This window comes from Proteus sp. G3927 (assembly GCF_963894685.1).
Classification (GTDB): domain Bacteria; phylum Pseudomonadota; class Gammaproteobacteria; order Enterobacterales; family Enterobacteriaceae; genus Proteus; species Proteus mirabilis.
The window spans coordinates 211,791-233,395 of record NZ_CAWQGX010000027.1 but is presented as its reverse complement, the minus strand read 5'-3'; the positions used below and the strand labels follow the sequence as shown (position 1 = coordinate 233,395).

Below are 21,605 nucleotides of genomic sequence, written 5' to 3'. Positions count from 1 at the left end.
ATGTAAACGGTGATCAGTAAGAAAATAAAAAAACGCAATATAACCTCAGTGATATTGCGTTTTATCTTTATTAATAATAACTATTGATGGTAGCCGACAATAAAACGACCAAATTTTTGAATCGCCATCTCTAAATCATTCTCACGGGGGAGTGTCACAATACGGAAATGATCAGGGTGAGGCCAGTTAAATGCAGTACCTTGCACTAATAAGACTTTTTCTTGTAATAGTAAATCGAGGATCATTTTTTGGTCATCTTTAATACTATAACGATTTAAATCTATTTTAGGGAACATATACAGCGCTCCCATTGGTTTAACGCAAGAAACCCCTGGAATTTGATTGATAAGCTCCCATGCGCGGTTGCGTTGCTCGTATAAACGGCCTCCGGGTAGAATAAATTCACTGATACTTTGATAGCCACCCAATGCCGTTTGGATCGCGTGTTGCATCGGCACGTTGGCACATAAGCGCATAGATGCCAGCATATTTAAGCCTTCAATATAGCCTTTTGCTTGTTTTTTCGGGCCATTAAGTACCATCCAACCTTGGCGGAATCCTGCGACGCGATAGGTTTTCGATAAACCGTTAAAGGTAACAGTTAATAAATCAGGTGCCATTGCGGCGATAGAGTGATGTTGGGCATCATCATAAAGAATTTTGTCATAAATTTCGTCAGCAAAAATAATCAAATTGTGTTGACGGGCAATTTCAACAATTTCCAGCAAAATCTCTTTGCTATATACCGCGCCGGTTGGATTGTTAGGGTTTATAATCACAATACCGCGCGTTCTGGGGGAGATTTTACGACGGATATCATCTAAATCAGGAAACCAACCTTGTTGCTCATCACACATGTAATGAACAGCATTACCCCCAGAAAGAGAAACCGCAGCGGTCCATAATGGGTAATCAGGCGCTGGAACTAGCATTTCATCGCCATCATTTAATAATGCTTGCATAGCTTGTACGATAAGCTCTGAAACACCGTTACCAATATAGATATCTTCAACAGTTACATCACGCATATCACGGGCTTGGTAATGTTGCATGATGGCTTTACGTGCTGAAAAAAGCCCTTTAGAGTCGCTATAGCCTTGAGAGCTAGGTAGGTTACGAATAACATCTACTAAGATTTCATCTGGCGCTTCAAAACCGAAAGGTGCTGGGTTACCAATATTGAGTTTTAATACTTTATTACCTTCTTCTTCCAGACGTTTTGCTTCTTGCAAAACCGGTCCTCGAATGTCATAACAAACATGGTCGAGTTTACTTGATTTTTTTATTTGATTCATAGCACGTTTACCTAATCGGGTATGACTTTATCTACATAGCGACATTTATATTTCTCATACACATCTCGGAAAGATATAAATGAAAAGGCTGTCCCAGCAAATTAACTGTTCTATCACTCTACTCTTACACTACAAACTTTTGAAGATGCTAGATAATTTTTGGTGTAAAAGGTCAGTTTATTCTAAAGAACTTATTTTGATGACTGAAAGTATCACTTAATCTGGTGGTATGTTCTTATTTTGAATAAAAACCAAAAATATTATGCTGGTGAAGAGAGGGTTTTTAGTGCGTTTTTTAACAATAACCAGATGTGAGAGGGAAGTTGATAAGATGTTGCATAATCAATTATTGAATAATTTTATCGGATTTGTATTATCTTACTTAATATATTAAATTTTCAAATAATATGGTTAAATCTATTTTTATTCATATCAATCAAATAGTTTTTATATAAATTAAATTGAAATCTTAAATATATTTTATAAGGGTGGATACTTAAAATAGCATACACAGTTAAGGTAATTTAAATTATTTTAAAAATGTTAAAATTTATGTATTCCTAGAGAGCATTGTATGATCTACATCTAACTTGTAATGATGGTATACAGTTCTTTCTTGTAGATCCTTAGAATGATAATAAAATTTAATTTGTTACAAAAAAATGCAGTTGCTTGCGAACTAGGAGGTGTAAACGACAACAAACAAATGTAAAGTATTCAGTATGTCTTTGCTCTCTTTTTCAGAGTAAGGTACTGTCTGAATCGGAAGTCCAATTTAGACTTTTGATAAAAAACACCAGGTATATGTAATTTAAAAATCAAAAATAAGTGAAGAATAAACAATGATTAATGCAAATCGTCCGATAATGAATCTCGACCTCGATCTGCTTAGAACGTTTGTTGCTGTAGCAGATTTGAATACTTTTGCAGCCGCCGCGGCCGCTGTATGTCGAACTCAATCTGCAGTCAGTCAGCAGATGCAACGTTTAGAGCAATTAGTCGGCAGAGAACTCTTTGCCCGTCATGGTCGTAATAAACTGTTAACAGAGCATGGCTTACAATTATTAGGCTATGCACGTCAAATTCTCCGTGCTAATGATGATGCAACTGCTTCATTAACATATAGTGATGCTGAAGGTGAGTTACGTATTGGTGCATCTGATGATTCCGTCGATACACTATTACCATTTTTGTTAAATCGTATCGCATCTGTATATCCACGTTTAGCGGTTGATGTGCGTATTAAGCGTTCTCAATTTATTGAGACTATGCTTGATAACCACGAAATCGACTTAGCATTAACCACTGCACGTATTGGACATCATCCACGCACAGCGTTACGTACAGCGCCTGTTTTGTGGCATTGTGCCCCTGATTTCCAATTACAAATGAATGAGCCTATTCCTTTAGTAGTCATGGACGAAACTAACCCATTCCGTCAGTTGGCAACAAATACACTAGATGACGCAGGTATTCAATGGCGTATTGCGTATGAAGCGGCTTCTTTATCTGCGGTTCGTGCTGCTGTAAATGCCGAAGTGGGGATCACAGCTCGTCCATTAGAAATGCAAAATGCTGATTTACGTATATTAGGCGAAAGCGAAGGGTTACCTCGTTTGCCTGAGACTCAGTACTGGTTATATCGTAATTTTGATGAGCAAAACGAAGCTGTATTAACGGTATTCAATGCCATCGAAAATAAGAAAACGCCTTATACTGTCACTTCAGTTGAAGAAGCGCATTCTTTAGATTTAGAGTAAGGCGCAGAGTGATATTGTTATCATGATTATTTGGATAACCCATATTAACGGTTAAAAATAGTCAAACGAAACAATAAAGTGATATATCACAATCAACGGAAACAGGTGCTATAAACGCATTTGTTTCCGTTTTTTTATGCTTTATTTTTAAATAGTCACATTGGTTTAATATTTATAGAGATTAATGTATATCACAGTGTGATCCACCTCTCTTTTCCCGCTCAGTCGCTTTGTTAAAAAATTGTATGCAGTTGTGATGGGTTACACGCTTGTAGAAATTGTTAACAAATAAAAGGTTTGTCTAGGTTTTCAGGGAATAAATAGTCAAATGAAAACGGATATTTGACCTTCTCCACATTATTGGAAAGTTAATTTGTTAAAATTTGGATAAAATTTAAACTGATTATGTATTTTTTCGACTATTTTGTGAGTTTGATCAAAAAAATAAGGCACATTTGCCTATATAGAGTCAGGTTTTTCCTGAGATACTGGTGTAGTAAAATCGAATTATCGGTTAGACTAAGCGTGTTAGCAGAAAATTTGTAGGTTGACTGACACGTTTTAGCATTGGCCAGTAATTGGGTGTTAAAAATGAGTGTTAAATTTGTTAAGAAGCGACGGAAAACTGAGTGAGTTATCACAATGTTTTCCTTAAAAGAAGAAAGGTTTAAATAGATTGTTATCATTTATTTAATTAGCAAGTCTGTTGTTTTACCTTTTTTTTCGTATTAATAAATGTGGTGTAAACCGCCGGATAAGAGTTGGTTAATTGACACCACCTTTGATGAGTAAGCAATGAGTATGTCTACAACCACCGAAGTTATCGCCCACTATTGGGCATTTGCTGTCTTCTTAATAGGCGCATTGGGGTTATGTTCGCTCATGTTGCTGGGTGCCCGCTATTTAGGCGGCCGTGCACAAGCAAGGGCTAAACATGTTCCTTATGAATCTGGCCTTGATTCCGTTGGCAGCGCTCGTCTGCGCATGTCAGCTAAATTCTATTTAGTTGCCATGTTTTTCGTAATTTTCGATGTTGAAGCACTGTTTCTTTATGCTTGGGCCGTTTCCGTACGTGAAGTGGGCTGGTTAGGCTTTATTGAAGCAGCTGTCTTTATCGCAATTTTATTAGCTGGATTATTCTATTTGGTTCGTATTGGTGCATTAAATTGGACACCAGTTCGCTCTCGCCGTGAAACCGCGGGTAAAAGCCATGTCAGATTAACCAGCGGCAAACATCCGCAGCAGTAATAAGCGAGGCATTAAAAATGGATTATACGCTCACCCGCATAGATCCGAACGGTGAGAATGACCGTTATCCCCTGCAATCACAGGAAATTGTCAGTGACCCGTTAGATGCTCACGTTCATCGCAGCGTGTATATGGGAAAACTGGAACATGCGTTACATGACGTTGTGAACTGGGGCAGAAAAAACTCTTTATGGCCATATAATTTTGGTCTTTCCTGTTGTTACGTTGAAATGGTGACGTCATTTACTGCGGTCCATGACGTAGCGCGTTTTGGTTCTGAAGTATTACGAGCTTCCCCTCGTCAAGCTGACTTTATGGTGGTTGCAGGAACCTGCTTTACAAAGATGGCGCCCGTTATTCAGCGTTTATACGATCAGATGTTAGAGCCTAAGTGGGTTATTTCCATGGGAGCTTGCGCTAACTCTGGTGGTATGTATGACATCTATTCGGTAGTGCAAGGTGTCGATAAATTCATTCCTGTTGATGTGTATATCCCAGGATGCCCACCTCGTCCAGAAGCTTATATGCAAGCATTGATGTTATTACAAGAGTCCATTGGTAAAGAACGTCGCCCATTATCTTGGGTGGTGGGCGACCAAGGCGTTTACCGTGCCAATATGCAGTCAGAACGAGAAAGAAAACACGGTGAGCGGATCGCAGTAAAAAATCTGCGTACTCCAGACGAAATTTAAAGGCTTTTGCCTAAGACGTAACCAGAGCAATGTGTTGCGATCATAGTAACCCTGATCAAAGTTGTGGTGAATAGAAATGACCGATCAGATAGCGCAAAATAGCGCACGGCCAGCGTGGGAAACCAGCGATCATATTGATGATCAGGTGGTTAACGAACTGCGTCAGAAATTTGGGCCAGATGCGTTTACATTCCAGCCGACTCGTACCGGCATGCCAGTGGTATGGGTTAAGCGGGAACAACTTATTGAGGTTATGCAATACCTCAAATCTTTACCAAAACCATATGTCATGCTGTACGACTTGCATGGCGTTGATGAGCGTGTACGCACGCATCGTCAAGGCTTGCCGGCAGCTGATTTTTCCGTTTTCTATCATCTGATATCACTCGATCGTAATAAAGATATCATGCTGAAAGTCGCATTAAGTGAAAAAGATCTTAATCTACCGACTCTCACTTCTATCTTTCCGAACTCGAATTGGTATGAGCGTGAAGTGTGGGATATGTTTGGGATCGTCTTTAACGGACACCCTAATCTACGCCGTATTATGATGTTGCCGAATTGGGAAGGTCATCCACTGCGTAAAGATTATCCCGCTCGTGCGACAGAATTTGATCCTTATGTGCTGACTAAGCAGAAAGAGGATCTGGAAATGGAATCACTGACCTTTAAACCAGAAGAGTGGGGAATGAAACGCGGTACTGAGAATGAGGACTTTATGTTCTTAAACCTCGGCCCTAATCACCCATCTTCTCACGGTGCATTCCGTATTATTTTGCAACTTGATGGCGAAGAAATCGTCAACTGTGTACCTGATGTTGGTTATCACCATCGTGGTGCAGAGAAAATGGGCGAGCGTCAATCATGGCATAGTTATATTCCTTATACCGACCGAATTGAATACCTTGGTGGTTGTGTTAACGAAATGCCTTATGTACTGGCGGTGGAAAAGCTTGCCGGTATTGAAGTACCTGAGCGCGTTAAAGTCATTCGTGTCATGCTGTCTGAGCTATTTCGTATTAATAGCCATTTACTGTATATCAGTACCTTTATCCAAGATGTTGGTGCGATGACTCCGGTATTCTTTGCCTTTACTGATCGTCAAAAAGTTTACGATATTGTAGAAGCAATTACCGGTTTCCGTATGCATCCGGCATGGTTCCGTATCGGTGGTGTTGCCCACGATTTACCAAAAGGGTGGGAACGCTTACTACGTGAATTCTTAGATTGGATGCCAAAACGTCTTGATTCTTACGTTAAAGCCGCCTTGCAAAACAGTATTTTAAAAGGCCGTACCATTGGTGTTGCCTCTTATAACGCTAAAGAAGCGTTAGATTGGGGGGTAACGGGTGCCGGGCTTCGTGCTACAGGGGTTGAGTTTGACGTGCGTAAATGGCGTCCATACTCAGGGTATGAAAACTTTGAGTTTGAAATTCCAGTAGCAAGCAATGGTGACTGTTACGATCGTGTCATGCTGAAAGTCGAAGAATTACGTCAAAGCTTACGTATTCTCGAGCAGTGTTATAAAAATATGCCAGCAGGGCCATTTAAAGCCGACCATCCACTGACGACTCCGCCACCAAAAGAGCGCACATTACAGCATATTGAAACCATGATTAATCACTTCTTACAGGTTTCATGGGGTCCTGTTATGCCTGCGAATGAATCATTCCAGATGGTGGAAGCCACTAAAGGGATCAACAGCTATTATTTAACCAGTGATGGCAGCACGATGAGCTATCGTACGCGTATTCGTACGCCAAGTTTTGCTCACCTGCAACAAATCCCAGCGGTTATCCGCGGTAGTCTGGTTTCTGACTTGATTGTCTATCTGGGAAGTATCGATTTTGTAATGTCGGATGTGGATCGTTAATCATGCAAAATGAATTAAACCATAAAGAGGATGCCGCGAAGATTGAAATCGTTGATGTAACTCATTCAAAGAAAAACACGTTTGTTCTAACGCAAGAAGAGCGTGCTGAAATTGAACAAGAAAAACATCACTATGAAGATCCCCGTGCTGCATCGATTGAAGCGCTGAAAATAGTGCAAAAAAATCGAGGTTGGGTTGAAGACGGTGCTATCTATGCTATTGCCGATGTGCTTGGTATACCAGCTAGCGATGTAGAAGGGGTAGCAACCTTTTATAGTCAAATTTTCCGCCAACCCGTCGGCCGTCACATTATTCGTTTTTGTGACAGTGTGGTTTGCCATATTACAGGTTATCAAGGCATTCAGGCAGCTATTGAGAAGCACCTCAATATCCTTCCTGGCCAAACAACACCAGATGGTCGTTTTACCTTACTGCCAACCTGTTGTTTAGGTAACTGTGACAAAGGTCCTACTATGATGGTAGATGACGATACTCACAGTTTTGTTAAACCTGAAGAGATTGAAACGTTACTGGAGCAGTATCCATGACAGCAATTTCAGGAGCAAAACCGATTATTCGTAGCGCAGAAACGCATCCGCTAACGTGGCGCTTACGTGATGATCGTCAGCCAGTATGGCTGGATGAATACCGTGCAAAAAACGGTTATAAAGCGGCAGAAAAAGCATTAAAAAGCATGGCACCTGATGAGGTGACCTCTGAAGTTAAAGATGCAGGCTTAAAAGGACGTGGTGGTGCTGGATTCTCAACAGGCTTGAAATGGAGCCTGATGCCAAAAGATGAAAGTATGAATATCCGTTACATCCTTTGTAATGCAGATGAAATGGAGCCGGGAACCTATAAAGACCGCCTGTTAATGGAAGAACTGCCACATCTGTTAATCGAAGGGATGATTATCGGTGCGCATGCACTGAAAGCTTATCGTGGTTATATTTTCCTACGTGGTGAATATATTGAAGCGGCTAAGCACCTGCGTCATGCTATTGAAGAAGCCAAAGCAGCAGGTTTTTTAGGCAAAAATATCTTCGGCTCTGGTATCGATTTTGAGCTATTTGTTCACACAGGAGCAGGTCGTTATATCTGTGGTGAAGAAACAGCACTGATCAACTCACTGGAAGGTCGTCGTGCTAACCCTCGCTCGAAACCGCCATTCCCTGCAACCTCCGGTGCTTGGGGAAAACCTACCTGCGTGAATAACGTTGAAACGCTGTGTAACGTACCCGCGATTATTGAGCATGGCAAAGATTGGTATATCGGTTTAAGCGCCGGTAAAAGTCCAGATGCAGGTACTAAATTAATGGGATTCTCTGGTCGCGTGAAATATCCAGGCTTATGGGAATTACCTTTTGGTACTACAGCTCGTGAAATCTTAGAAGATTATGCGGGGGGGATGCGTGATGGACTGAAATTAAAAGCTTGGCAACCCGGTGGTGCAGGAACGGATTTCTTAACAGAAGATCATCTCGATCTCCCTATGGATTTTGGCACGATCGCCAAAGCTGGTAGCCGTTTAGGTACTGCGTTGGCGATGGCGGTAGATAATGAAATTAACATGGTTTCATTAACCCGTAACTTGGAAGAGTTCTTTGCGCGTGAATCTTGTGGCTGGTGTACACCTTGTCGTGATGGCTTGCCATGGAGTGTCGAAATCTTACGCGCGATAGAAAAAGGTCAAGGTCGTCCTGGTGATATTGAGACTCTTGAGCACCTCTGCCGCTCTTTAAGCCCAGGGCACACATTCTGTGCTCACGCACCAGGGGCAGTAGAGCCTTTACAAAGCGCAATCAAATATTTCCGTGAAGAATTTGAGGCTGGCATTATTCAAGAAGACTATACCAATGCCAATCTTATCCGTGGTATTCAGCCTAACTTGCTGAAAAGCCGCTGGTAGTTTTTCACGATACATTCTAGGTTTAACGCCTGCAATGCAGGCCTTTGGGAAGCATGCTGACTATGGCTACGATTCATGTAGACGGCAAAGAATATGAAGTTAACGGGGCTGATAACCTGTTAGAAGCCTGTCTTAATTTAGGCTTAGATATTCCTTATTTTTGCTGGCACCCAGCGCTGGGAAGCGTTGGCGCTTGCCGCCAGTGTGCGGTTAAGCAGTATCAAAATGCTGAGGATACCCGCGGTCGTTTGGTAATGTCTTGTATGACACCTGCGGCTGATGGCACGTTTATCTCCATTGATGACGAAGAAGCGAAAAAATTCCGCGAAAGCGTTGTTGAATGGTATATGACTAACCATCCTCACGATTGTCCTGTTTGTGAAGAAGGGGGGAACTGCCACCTTCAAGATATGACCGTTATGACAGGTCATACTATGCGTCGCTATCGCTTTACTAAGCGTACACATAGAAACCAAGAGTTAGGGCCGTTTATTTCTCATGAAATGAACCGCTGTATTGCTTGTTACCGCTGTGTTCGTTACTACAAAGATTATGCTGATGGCACTGATCTGGGTGTCTTTGGTGCACATAACAACGTGTTCTTTGGACGGGTTGAAGATGGCACATTAGAGAGCGAATTCTCAGGTAACTTAGTTGAGATTTGTCCAACGGGTGTCTTTACTGACAAAACTCACTCATCACGTTATAACCGTAAGTGGGATATGCAGTTTGCCCCAAGTATTTGCCAAGGTTGTAGCATGGGTTGCAATATCAGCCCAGGTGAGCGCTATGGTGAATTGCGTCGTATTGAAAACCGTTATAACGGTACAGTAAACCGTTACTTCCTTTGTGATCGTGGTCGTTTTGGCTACGGTTATGTCAATTTAGCGAGTAGACCTCGTCAACCTAAAAAACGTTTAGGCAGTAACTGGCTTGAAATCAGTGCAGCACAAGCAACGCAAGCCGCTGCAGAAATGCTGAAGAAAGGGCAACGTGTTGTCGGTATCGGCTCACCACGAGCCAGTATTGAAAGCAACTTTGCTTTACGTGAAGTGGTTGGTGCTGAAAATTTCTATAGTGGTATTTCGGCTGCCGAGCAGGCTCGCTTGACCTTAATGCTGGATATTTTACAAAAAGGTGGCGTTTATACTCCACCTCTCCGTGAGATTGAAGACTATGACGCAGTACTGGTGTTAGGTGAAGACTTAACACAGACAGGTGCTCGTATGGCACTGTCAGTACGTCAAGCCGTAAAAGGTAAAGCACGTGAGATGGCTGCTGCACAAAAAGTGGCTGATTGGCAAATTGCCGCCATCATGAATATCGGTCAACGGGCGAAATATCCACTGTTTGTCACCCATGTTGATGAAACTCGTCTGGATGATGTTGCCGCTTGGAGTTATCGTGCGCCGGTGGTTGAACAAGCGCGTTTAGGTTTTGCCATTGCCCATCATATTAATGGTGAAGCCCCTGCGGTTGATGGCTTAGATGAAGCGTTGAATAAACAGATTGACATGATTGTTCAAGCCTTATCGCAAGCAAAAAAACCGTTAATTATTAGTGGTAGTCATGCGGGTAGCGAAGAAGTTATCAAAGCGGCTGCTAATATCGCTTTTGCCTTAAAAGCCAAGGGGAGCGAAGTTGGTCTCTCTTATGTGGCAGATGATGCCAATAGCATGGGGCTGGCAATGATGAAAGCGAAACCACTGGATGACGCATTGAAAGTGATGCGTAGTGGTCAAGCAGATAGCGCTATTGTGATGGAAAACGACTTGTATCGCCATTTTGCCGCCGACGTCATTGATGACGCGATTGCTAAAGTGGATCACCTAATTGTGATTGACCATCAGCAAACTGAGATCATGGAAAAAGCACACCTTGTGTTACCTGCTTCCTCCTTTGCTGAAAGTGATGGCACTATGGTGAGTCAAGAGGGCAGAGCGCAACGTTACTTCCAAGTGTTTGAACCTTCTTTCTATAACAAAGAAGTGGTGATGCATGAAAGCTGGCGTTGGCTAAGTGCTGTTGATTCACAATGGCATGAAGGTAATCTTGACTGGACGCAATTAGATCATGTGATTGAGCTATGTGCAACGCGTCTACCGCAATTTGCCGGTATTGTGAATGCGGCACCTAATGCATCATTCCGTATTCGTGGTCAAAAATTAGCCCGTGAACCGCATCGTTATAGTGGTCGTACTTCCATGTTGGCAAATGTTTCAGTACATGAACAGCGTCAACCGAAAGATATCGATAGCCCATTTGCTTTCTCTATGGAAGGAAACAACAGCCCAACGGCTCCTCGCCAGCAAATTCCATTTGCATGGGCACCGGGTTGGAACTCACCACAAGCATGGAATAAGTTCCAGTCTGAAGTCGGGGGAAGCTTACGTTTTGGTGATCCGGGTGTACGCTTAATCGAATGTAGTGATAACACATTAGGTTATTTCACTGATATTCCACCAGCCTTTAACCTAGTTGAAAATCAATGGGTTGTAGCTCCTTACTATCGTCTGTTTGGTAGCGAAGAGTTATCGCAACGTTCACAAGTGATCCAACAACGTATGGACAACGCTTATTTAACCGTGAGTGAATCTGATGCCATCGCATTAGCATTATCTCAAGGTCAACAAGCGATGTTTACTTACGAAGGTCGTGAATTCACCTTACCTGTGAAAATCAGTGCTCACTTAACTCGAGGTCAAATTGGCCTTCCGTTAGGGATGGCTGGCATTTCGCCATCACTGGTGGGTGTATCGGTTCGTCAACTGCGGGGTATTGCATAATGAGCTGGTTATCTCCTGAAGTTACAGAGATTTTACTCACTGTTTTAAAAGCCGTGGTGATCTTGCTGGTGGTTGTCACTTGTGGTGCTTTTATGAGTATGGGGGAGCGTCGTCTACTGGGATTATTCCAAAACCGTTATGGGCCTAACCGTGTAGGTTATGCTGGTTCAGCACAGTTAATTGCGGATATGATCAAAATGTTCTTTAAAGAGGACTGGATCCCAAAATTTGCTGATCGCTTTATCTTTACCATAGCACCAGTGATTGCCTTTTCTTCCTTATTATTGTCATTTGCTATTGTGCCAGTTAGCTCAACCTGGGTTGTGGCTGATTTAAACATCGGTATTTTATTTTTCTTGATGGTAGCGGGTTTAGCGGTGTATGCCGTTTTATTTGCTGGCTGGTCAAGTAACAATAAATATTCGTTATTAGGTGCAATGCGTGCTTCAGCACAAACAGTTAGTTATGAGGTTTTCTTAGGACTTTCTATTTTAGGTGTTGTGGCACAAGCGGGTTCGTTTAACTTAACGGATATTGTCAATTCGCAAGCCCATATGTGGAACATTATCCCACAATTCTTTGGCTTTATTACCTTTGCGATTGCTGGCGTTGCCGTTTGTCACCGTCATCCTTTTGACCAACCCGAAGCAGAGCAAGAGTTGGCGGATGGTTATCACATTGAATATTCCGGTATGAAATTCGGTCTGTTCTTTGTCGGTGAATATATCGGTATCGTTGCCGTTTCTGGCTTAATAGTGACGTTATTCTTCGGTGGTTGGCAAGGTCCTTTCTTACCGTCATTCGTTTGGTTTGCACTGAAAACAGGATTCTTCATGATGATGTTTATTCTGATCCGTGCATCATTACCGCGTCCGCGTTATGACCAAGTGATGGCTTTTGGTTGGAAGATCTGCTTACCGTTAACTTTAATCAATCTGTTGGTCACTGCTGCAGTGATCCTCTACAACGCTCAATAAGGGGTGATTGAACCATGACTTTAAAAGAGTTAGTGACTGGTTTCGGCACCCAGGTACGCAGCATTTGGATGATTGGCTTACACGCCTTTGCCAAACGCGAAACGCAGATGTACCCGGAAGAACCTGTCAATGTTGCACCGCGTTATCGTGGACGTATTGTATTGACCCGTGATCCTGATGGTGAAGAGCGTTGTGTTGCTTGTAACTTGTGCGCAGCGGTGTGCCCTGTTGGTTGTATCTCATTACAAAAAGCAGAACATGAAGATGGTCGTTGGTATCCTGAGTTTTTCCGTATCAACTTTTCGCGTTGTATCTTTTGTGGCTTATGTGAAGAAGCATGTCCAACAACGGCTCTACAATTAACCCCTGATTTCGAAATGGGTGAATTTAAGCGTCAAGATCTGGTTTATGAAAAAGACGATTTATTAATTTCAGGGCCTGGTAAATATCCTGAATATAACTTTTACCGTAAAACAGGTATGGCGATTAATGGCAAAGATAAAGGTGAAGCAGATGATGAAGCGAAACCTATCGATGTCAAAAGCCTGTTACCGTAAGGAGCGATATTCATGGAATTTGCATTTTATATTGCAGGACTGATTTCAATCCTTGCCACTTTGAGAGTAATAACGCATACCAATCCGGTACACGCACTGCTGTATCTGATTGTTTCATTAATTGGCCTTTCAGTGGTGTTCTTCTCGTTAGGTGCCTATTTTGCAGGTGCTTTAGAGATCATCGTTTACGCCGGCGCGATTATGGTGCTATTCGTATTCGTTGTGATGATGCTTAACTTAGGAAAATCGGTCGTTGAGCAAGAGAGAAAATGGTTACAGCCTAGATTTTGGATAGGGCCGGCGATTTTGTCTCTGGTACTGTTAATTGTATTGGTTTATGCAATTAGTAGTGTCACTCATGGTGAGATTAGTGGCGAGATTATTGGGGCGAAAGAAGTCGGTATTAGCTTATTTGGGCCTTATATTCTGGCTGTTGAGTTAGCCTCCGTTCTCTTATTGTCAGGATTAATTGTTGCTTATCACATCGGTCGTGATCAGAGCCATGACGATCTCGTCGAAAACGAAAAAGTAGGGGAGCCAAAATGATACCTCTTCAACATGGTTTGATCTTGGCTGCGGTACTATTTGTGTTAGGTTTTACTTGCTTAGTACTTCGCCGCAACCTGTTATTTATGTTGATCGGACTCGAAATTATGATTAATTCAGCTGCGCTAGCCTTTGTGGTTGGTGGTAGCTATTGGGGTCAAACAGATGGTCAGATTATGTATATTCTGGCAATCAGTTTGGCAGCGGCAGAGGCAAGTATTGGCTTGGCATTGTTATTACAACTTCATCGTCATCGCCAAAACCTCAATATTGATACAGTCAGTGAGATGCGCGGATGAATATACTCTATTTAACCTTTGTGCTACCACTGCTGGGATTTTTACTGCTCGCATTCTCAGGTGGTCGTTGGTCTGAAAATGTATCAGCATGGATTGGCACGGGCGCTGTTGGTTTATCAGCTTTAGTGACACTTTGGGTGGGGATAGATTTCTTTGCTCACGGACAAGAAACAGAAGTCTTAACACTCTGGACTTGGATGTCAGCGGGGAACTTTACTATCCCATTTACGTTGGTGCTTGATGGCCTATCATTAACCATGCTAGGTGTTATCACTGGCGTTGGTTTTCTTATTCATATGTATGCATCTTGGTATATGCGTGGTGAAGAAGGATATTCTCGCTTCTTTGCTTATACCAACTTATTTATCGCGAGTATGGTTGTTTTAGTATTGGCTGATAATATGATGCTGATGTATATGGGTTGGGAAGGGGTTGGTTTATGTAGTTACTTATTAATTGGTTTCTACTATAACAACCCAGCTAATGGCGCGGCAGCAATGAAAGCATTTATTGTTACCCGTATTGGTGATGTCTTCTTAGCTATCGGTATGTTTATCCTGTTTGATCAATTAGGTACGCTAAGTTTCCGCGAAATGGCGGTATTGGCTCCTGAACAACTGACCGCAGGATCAAGCATCATTAACTGGGCAATGTTAATGGTCTTAGGGGGTGCGGTAGGTAAATCAGCACAACTACCATTACAAACTTGGTTAGCGGATGCGATGGCCGGTCCAACACCTGTTTCTGCGTTGATCCACGCCGCCACCATGGTTACCGCTGGTGTGTACTTAGTTGCTCGTAGTAATGCGCTATTCTTAATGGCACCTGATATCTTAGAATTAGTCGGTATCGTCGGTGCAGTGACATTAGTATTAGCGGGTTTTGCGGCTTTAGTACAAACCGATATCAAGCGTATTCTTGCTTACTCAACCATGAGCCAAATTGGTTATATGTTCTTGGCGTTGGGGGCTCAAGCATGGGATGGCGCAATTTTCCACTTAATGACTCACGCGTTCTTTAAAGCATTACTGTTCTTATCTGCAGGTTCAGTGATTATTGCCTGCCATCATGAACAGAATATCTTTAAGATGGGCGGGTTACGTAAGAAGATCCCATTTGTTTATGCATGCTTTTTAATTGGCGGAGGTGCCTTAGCGGCATTACCACTGTTAACAGCAGGGTTCTTCAGTAAAGATGAAATCTTATGGGGTGCGTACGCAAACGGACATTTCAATTTAATGTTAGCAGGTTTAATTGGCGCATTCTTTACGTCACTTTATACCTTCCGTTTAATTTTCATCGTATTCCATGGTGAAACCAAAACCGAAGCACACCAAGTTAAAGGCTTCACTCATACTTTCCCATTAGCGGTATTAGCGTTGTTATCAACCTTTATTGGGGCGTTAATTACCCAACCGTTAGGCGATGTTTTCCCAGAAAGCACCGTTACTCATGAAGGTAAGTATGTATTAGAAATCCTTTCTGGTGTGGTAGCGATTGTAGGCGTTGCCATTGCAGCATGGTTATACCTGAAACAGCGTCAACTTGTTTCTCAGGTGGCAAATACCAAAACAGGGCGTTTCTTCTCAACATGGTGGTTCCACGCATGGGGATTTGATGCACTGTATGAGGTGCTGTTTGTCAAACCTTATAAAGGTGCGGCATGGCTTATCCAAAATGATCCTGTTAACCAATTCTTTAATCTCTTTGGTTGTCTCTTTAAAGGCGCCAATAAAGGCTTGAGTTTCAGTGAAAACGGATTAGCGCGTTGGTATGCGGCTTCTCTCGGTTTAGGTGCAGTGCTGGTTATCGCTCTGCTGCTTCTGGTTTAATTAAGGGACACATTGCGCCATGTTATTACCCTGGCTAATACTTATTCCCTTCATCGGTGGCCTGCTAAGTTGGCAGGCTGAACGAATCGGCTCGCAAGTTCCTCGCTGGGTTGCGTTGCTGACGATGGGATTAACACTCGTTATTTCTGTGCAACTGTGGTTGCAAGGTGACTATCAACTGATTAGTGTTGATGGTGCACCTCGCTGGACAGAGTTTTACTTTGTACCGTGGATCCCTGCTTTGGGGATTAATATTCAGTTTGCACTTGATGGCATGTCATTATTGATGGTGGTATTAACTGCTATTTTAGGTATTTTAGCGGTGCTCTCTTCATGGAGCGAAAATCAACCATCTCAAGGGGCTTTCCATTTCAACCTGCTGTGGATCTTAGCAGGTGTTATGGGGGTATTCTTAGCGACTGACTTGTTCTTATTCTTCTTCTTTTGGGAAATGATGTTGATCCCAATGTATTTCCTTATCTCTCTTTGGGGACATAAAGGAAGTAGCGATGAAAAACATGTTAGTGCAGCAACTAAGTTCTTTATTTATACACAGGCGAGTGGCCTGTTAATGTTGCTGGCCATTATCGGTTTAGCTGTCGCTTTTTACAGCAAAACAGGTATTTGGACGTTTAATTATGACACCTTACTACAAGCGCACACCTTATTAGGTAGTGAACTGCAATTTATTCTGATGCTTGGCTTCTTTGCTGCATTCGCAGTAAAAATGCCAATTGTCCCCGTTCATGGCTGGCTAGCTGATGCACATGCAGAAGCACCAACGGCGGGCTCTGTTGACTTATCAGGTATTTTGCTAAAAACAGCCGCTTACGGTTTATTACGTTTTAACTTACCGTTATTCCCAGAAGCGTCTGCATTACTGGCACCTGTTGCGATGTGGCTAGGCTTAATCACCGTATTCTACGCTGCACTGTTAGCATTCCGTCAAACGGATATTAAACGTCTGGCCGCTTACAGTAGTATTTCTCACATGGGCTTTATCGTGATTGCGATTTATGCTGGCTCTGTTTTGGCTTACCAAGGTGCGATTATTCAAATGATCACCAATGGTTTGTCTGCTGCCGGTCTGTTTATCATGTGTGGCATGCTGTATGAGCGTTTAGGTACGCGTGATATGAATCAAATGGGTGGATTGTGGAAAAGCATCCGTTTCTTACCAGCATTTTCACTGTTTTTTGCGGTTGCCTCTTTAGGTATGCCAGGAACAGGTAACTTTGTTGGTGAGTTTATGATCCTATTTGGTACTTATGGCCACTTTAAGCTGATCACTATTATTTCGGTCTTTGGGTTAGTTTTTGCTTCTGTCTACGCTTTGTGGATGATGCAACAGGCTTACTATGGTTCACCGAAAACAGCAGAAAGAACCTATAAAGGGTTAAATCTGAGAGAATTTTTGATCCTGTTTATCTTGGTGGTTTTATTGGTTATTTTGGGCTTCTTCCCACAACCAGTATTAGATACCTCGATATCAGCAATGGAAAATCTCCAGACTTGGTATTCCGCTTCTCTTTCAACAGTAAGGCTGTAATTCGCCATGACAATAACTCCTGAACAATTGATCGCAATGCTACCGCTGTTAGTCGTCATCTTGACGGTGGTGGTTGTGATGCTGTCCATTGCGTGGCGACGCGATCACTTTACTATTGCCACCTTGACAGCAACTGGTTTTATCATCGCTCTCGGATCACTTTACTACGTTAATGCATTAGGCGTAGTTGATGTGACCACCCTCTACCATGTAGATGGTTATTCCAGCTTTTTCACGGCATTAACTATTATTGCTGGTTTAGGCACGGTTGCTTTTGCTTATCCTTGGTTGGAAGGTTATCAAGATAATAAAGAAGAGTTTTATATGCTGGTGGCGATTGCTGTCATTGGCGGTATTTTACTCTCTTCTGCGCACCACTTGGCGTCAATGTTTATTGGTATTGAGTTACTAACATTGCCGTTATTTGGTCTGATTGGTTATGCTTTCCAACAACGTCCTTCACTGGAAGCGAGCATTAAATATATGCTGCTTTCTGCGGCGGCCTCTTCTTTCTTGTTATTTGGTATGGCACTACTTTATGCTGAAGCAGGAAATCTCTCCTTTACGGCGATGGGGCAAAGTTTAAGTGATAGCAATATCCATAAACCATTAGTACTTGCTGGGTTAGGCATGATGTTAGTGGGAATTGGTTTTAAGCTCTCTTTATTCCCATTCCAATTATGGACACCGGATGTATACCAAGGTGCACCAGCACCAACAGGTGCATTTTTAGCGACAGCGAGCAAGATTGGTATATTTGCGGTAGTGATGCGCTTATTCCTTGAAGCACCGGCGGCGGATAGCGAAACATTACGCATGATCTTAGGCTTTATGGCTATTGCCTCTATCCTGTTTGGTAATATCATGGCGCTGACTCAGAAGAACGTAAAACGTTTACTCGGTTACTCTTCTGTCTCTCACCTTGGTTATTTACTGGTTGCATTAATTGTCTTGCAATATAGCCCTATACTGGCACAAGAAACCGCTGAGATTTATTTAGCAGGTTATCTCTTTGCAAGTTTAGGTGCATTTGGTGCGATTGCTGTGGCTTCTAGCCCGTACAATAAAGGTGAATTAGAGTCTCTTGAAGATTATCGTGGGCTTTTCTGGCGTCGTCCTGTTGCTGCCATCGTGATGTCATTAATGATGCTATCACTGGCAGGGGTACCAATAACATTAGGCTTTATTGGTAAACTGTATGTTATTCTTGCTGGTATTGATTCAAGTTTGTGGTGGTTAACAGGCATGGTAGTGTTAGGTAGTGCGATAGGTTTATTCTACTATCTACGTGCTGCAGCTATCGTTTTCTTACGTAAACCAGATAACGATAATGCACCAGCGGTTACGACCACATCACAAAATATGGCAACATTAATTACTTTAGTTTGCGCCATTATCGTGATTGTATTAGGTGTATGGCCACAACCATTGATTGAGCTGACACGTTTTGCAATCATTGCACCTGCGATAAATTAATTTTTATCTGCCCGTTGTTATGATAAAGAGCCTGATATTTTATCAGGCTCTTCAAACTACGGAAAAGTCCTCGTTTTTAGTTAGAAGTTTGATCTATCAGGTTAGTACAAATAGTGAGCTAACCGATATGTTAAAAGAATACCTTCCCCCAGCAATTTTTGTTCGCAACAATTCCCCTTGATAAACTTGTTCCTGAAGATGACCTTATTCATAAAGTCGATACCATTATGGACTTTGAATTTATTTATGATGTTGTTGCTTATACCGAGTGAATGCACCAGATTATATTGAACGGCTCTATATCTACTATACCAATCATACCCCCTGTTTTAAGGGGGTTATGAAGTCTGGCTAGTGAAAATATTATTGATAATGGTGTGAAAAGTGATTAAGGAATACAAGATGAGGTGAGAGCACGGTTTTGGCCTCGGAAAGATTGCGTTTTAATTGTATCAGTTGCTCTATTAATGTATGCCAATACTGCTCTAATAGCGATAATTGTTGATTTAACATATCAATATATTGATTAATTTCTGTGACTGCATAATAACGACTTAGGGTAAATAAGAGAGCTTGTTTTTTCTGTTCTAGTTTGGTTAGATTTTTTATCTGTATCAAATAGTTATCAATAAGAGTATGACGTGTCTCTACCAGTTTTTGGTAAGAAAACCCTTTCTCCAGATGGGTAAAAAATTGCTTTAGCAGATCGATAAAAACAGAGAGAATATCTTTTTCTGAAGAAGCCAACTGCAGTTTAGAAATTGTCTGTTTACTTGGCAGGTGAGAGGTAAAAAAATCGAGGATATTTTTATTATAAATAATATCTTCACTTTTAGTAATTATATCGAGTTGTTCTTTAATTTCATTAATCGATAACTTTTGTTTGGCAATTTTCTCATTGATTTCAATAGATATTTCTTCTTTATTTCTAATTAATTTATCTATTTCACTAATAATAGTGGTGGTTGTTAAGAGCTGTTTTTTATCATTAATAAAACTGATGTGCTTTTCTATAATTTCTATAGATTCAGTTAATTCATCTTTAAATAACTGCTCAATAAACATTTTCTCTTGGAGCAGTTTTTCTGATAATTGCTGTGTCAACTCTCTATCAGCCATTGCATGATTAATTTCATTAATATTTTTAAATATCCCTGTTAACAATTTCTGGTTTAGCCGGCTTTTTAGTAGAATAGAGAAAATAATTATTTCATCATAAATTTTATTATTGTTTATTGATATGGTAATAAGATTATGATTTAAGATATTATCATGTTCAAATAGTTCAGAAGTTATTTTTCTAATTGATTTAATAGTATGGAAAAATTGATTGCAATCAAATTCCTGTAATTGTGAAGTTACGCTATTCATAACATTTCCTTTTGTTATTTAGATGAATAAAAAGAGGATAAAGCTTCATCAAATACCGCCATCATTTCCTTTGAGTAACCGACCACCATATACCAAGGTGCAATGATTTTTTCTAAATAAATACTAAATCTAATTAACTCCATTGCATTATCAATTTTTTTAAAATTAATTAATGAAGCATTAATTTCAGTTAAAATTGTTTGCCACATATAAAGAAGATGCTCCACAGACATATCAGCATCTTCAATATATTGTTCTATTTCGTCTAAATCGACTTGAAAACGTTGTAAACACTCAGAAATAGTTGATTGTTGTTTTATTCCTTTATTGATATTATGTAGTTTCTCTATTGTTTCATTTCTTTTTTTACGGATTTTTTCAGCTTTTGAACCAAAGATCCCTCCAGTAATGATCACACCAATAATACCGAATGCTAACCCCGTAAAGGCGAGTTTCACGAAGTGTTGATACTCTTTTTTTAATATTTCAATTTCATTTTCTAATAAAATCCGCTGTTCATTTAGTGAATCATCACTATTATCAAAAAAATCATTAATATATTTCTTTTTATTAATGATATCATAATAAATTGAATGACATATATTACCTTTACTATTTTCACCTCCCACAATTTCTATTCTAAAATCATAAATCATGTTTTTTATTTTTAAGGTATTATTATATTGCTCATTAATATCATTTTTCATGCTTTCTAAAATGGCAACAAGTTGCTTAGACACTTTTTTATCTTGTGTTGAATATTTTATTGAACTGAGTTCTTCTGGTGTGATATCTTCAATTTTCCTATTTATTTTTTTTATAATTGGCATTTTATTAATAAATGCCAATAGTTGCTCACCTGTACTCGTGATTTCTCTACCGGTGATCTCTAAATCAATAGCTTGCTGTTTTACTGAGTATTCAATTTTTTGCCATTCAAAGGCATGTGTTCTCATATTTAAGAAGAGGGTTTGAATAGTTTCAGCTGATATTTGGGAAATGTTAATATCTTCGTAGCCTAATAATTCAATAATAGTGTCTTTTTGATAAGGTAATTTTAATACTTTATCAATATAAGATTTGATTTTATTAAGATCATAAGGTGTAAAAATACCCGCACTACGTCCATGATCGATATTTTTACCTAGAATTAAGCTAAGAGTGACTTCGGGAAGTTGGTATTGTTCAATCACTTTATCTATATGATCAAGGGTGGTTGTATCCATATAACCTCTCTTATGTATAATTATTTGTTATGATTAAGGCATAATTTAGAAGTGATCTGTTTTCCATTTGCGATTATCTGGTCAATGCTTCTCCTTTGTAACATGAAAACAACAAAAGTTTGATAAATGACAAAGGTTATAATTAATCAGCACTTTGATAATTCTTATAGAGACGTATAATCTTTCTTTTCATTAGTAGTAGGTATTTA

Annotated in this window: 17 protein-coding genes; 14 read left to right on the top strand and 3 right to left on the bottom strand. The window is 40.7% G+C overall.

The window, feature by feature from the left end:
• Positions 1-80: 80 nt before the first annotated feature.
• Positions 81-1,295 carry a pyridoxal phosphate-dependent aminotransferase gene (locus AACV00_RS10555; protein WP_004243704.1) on the bottom strand — a complete coding sequence of 405 codons (1,215 nt, stop codon included), beginning with the start codon at positions 1,293-1,295 and terminating at the stop codon, positions 81-83.
• A gap of 842 nt (positions 1,296-2,137) precedes the next feature.
• Between AACV00_RS10555 and hexA the strand changes: the two genes are divergently transcribed.
• The 14 genes from hexA to nuoN all read left to right on the top strand — a co-directional run bounded on the left by hexA (position 2,138) and on the right by nuoN (position 18,799).
• A complete protein-coding gene (gene hexA, locus AACV00_RS10550) occupies positions 2,138-3,055 on the top strand; it encodes a transcriptional regulator HexA (RefSeq protein WP_004243703.1) in 918 nt (305 codons plus the stop codon).
• A gap of 795 nt (positions 3,056-3,850) precedes the next feature.
• Positions 3,851-4,303, top strand: a complete 453-nt coding sequence (locus tag AACV00_RS10545) for an NADH-quinone oxidoreductase subunit A (protein ID WP_004243698.1) — start codon at positions 3,851-3,853, stop codon at positions 4,301-4,303.
• Between the two features lie 17 nt (positions 4,304-4,320).
• Positions 4,321-4,995, top strand: a complete 675-nt coding sequence (locus tag AACV00_RS10540; RefSeq protein ID WP_004243697.1) for a NuoB/complex I 20 kDa subunit family protein — start codon at positions 4,321-4,323, stop codon at positions 4,993-4,995.
• Positions 4,996-5,071: 76 nt separating this feature from the next.
• A complete protein-coding gene (nuoC, locus tag AACV00_RS10535) occupies positions 5,072-6,868 on the top strand; it encodes an NADH-quinone oxidoreductase subunit C/D (RefSeq protein WP_004243696.1) in 1,797 nt (598 codons plus the stop codon).
• A 2-nt stretch (positions 6,869-6,870) separates the two neighbouring features.
• The gene (nuoE, locus tag AACV00_RS10530) at positions 6,871-7,416 is read left to right on the top strand and encodes an NADH-quinone oxidoreductase subunit NuoE (protein WP_004243693.1); all 546 of its coding nucleotides are present in this window, start codon (positions 6,871-6,873) and stop codon (positions 7,414-7,416) included.
• On the top strand, positions 7,413-8,777 hold the full coding sequence (gene nuoF, locus AACV00_RS10525; protein WP_004243692.1) for an NADH-quinone oxidoreductase subunit NuoF: 1,365 nt from the start codon (positions 7,413-7,415) through the stop codon (positions 8,775-8,777). The genes nuoE and nuoF overlap by 4 nt, the downstream gene beginning before the upstream one ends.
• Before the next feature lie 62 nt (positions 8,778-8,839).
• Entirely contained in the window at positions 8,840-11,563 is a 2,724-nt protein-coding gene (gene nuoG / locus AACV00_RS10520; protein WP_175270702.1) for an NADH-quinone oxidoreductase subunit NuoG, read from the top strand.
• Complete coding sequence (nuoH, locus tag AACV00_RS10515) at positions 11,563-12,540, top strand: NADH-quinone oxidoreductase subunit NuoH (protein ID WP_004243690.1); 978 nt, start codon at positions 11,563-11,565, stop codon at positions 12,538-12,540. The genes nuoG and nuoH overlap by 1 nt, the downstream gene beginning before the upstream one ends.
• A 14-nt stretch (positions 12,541-12,554) precedes the next feature.
• Positions 12,555-13,097, top strand: coding sequence for an NADH-quinone oxidoreductase subunit NuoI (gene nuoI, locus AACV00_RS10510; protein WP_004243689.1), 543 nt, complete (start codon positions 12,555-12,557; stop codon positions 13,095-13,097).
• A 12-nt stretch (positions 13,098-13,109) separates the two neighbouring features.
• Positions 13,110-13,643 carry an NADH-quinone oxidoreductase subunit J gene (nuoJ, locus tag AACV00_RS10505; RefSeq protein ID WP_004243688.1) on the top strand — a complete coding sequence of 178 codons (534 nt, stop codon included), beginning with the start codon at positions 13,110-13,112 and terminating at the stop codon, positions 13,641-13,643.
• Positions 13,640-13,942, top strand: coding sequence for an NADH-quinone oxidoreductase subunit NuoK (gene nuoK / locus AACV00_RS10500; protein WP_004243687.1), 303 nt, complete (start codon positions 13,640-13,642; stop codon positions 13,940-13,942). The genes nuoJ and nuoK overlap by 4 nt, the downstream gene beginning before the upstream one ends.
• Positions 13,939-15,774, top strand: coding sequence for an NADH-quinone oxidoreductase subunit L (nuoL, locus tag AACV00_RS10495; RefSeq protein WP_004248388.1), 1,836 nt, complete (start codon positions 13,939-13,941; stop codon positions 15,772-15,774). The genes nuoK and nuoL overlap by 4 nt, the downstream gene beginning before the upstream one ends.
• A gap of 19 nt (positions 15,775-15,793) precedes the next feature.
• On the top strand, positions 15,794-17,323 hold the full coding sequence (nuoM, locus tag AACV00_RS10490; RefSeq protein ID WP_004243685.1) for an NADH-quinone oxidoreductase subunit M: 1,530 nt from the start codon (positions 15,794-15,796) through the stop codon (positions 17,321-17,323).
• 6 nt (positions 17,324-17,329) lie between these two features.
• Positions 17,330-18,799, top strand: coding sequence for an NADH-quinone oxidoreductase subunit NuoN (gene nuoN, locus AACV00_RS10485; RefSeq protein WP_004243680.1), 1,470 nt, complete (start codon positions 17,330-17,332; stop codon positions 18,797-18,799).
• 363 nt (positions 18,800-19,162) lie between these two features.
• Here the strand turns inward: nuoN and AACV00_RS10480 are convergent, their stop codons facing one another.
• Both AACV00_RS10480 and AACV00_RS10475 read right to left on the bottom strand, forming a co-directional pair.
• Complete coding sequence (locus tag AACV00_RS10480; RefSeq protein WP_004243678.1) at positions 19,163-20,170, bottom strand: alpha-xenorhabdolysin family binary toxin subunit B; 1,008 nt, start codon at positions 20,168-20,170, stop codon at positions 19,163-19,165.
• Positions 20,171-20,184: 14 nt separating this feature from the next.
• On the bottom strand, positions 20,185-21,396 hold the full coding sequence (locus AACV00_RS10475; RefSeq protein ID WP_004243675.1) for an alpha-xenorhabdolysin family binary toxin subunit A: 1,212 nt from the start codon (positions 21,394-21,396) through the stop codon (positions 20,185-20,187).
• Positions 21,397-21,605 lie beyond the last annotated feature (209 nt).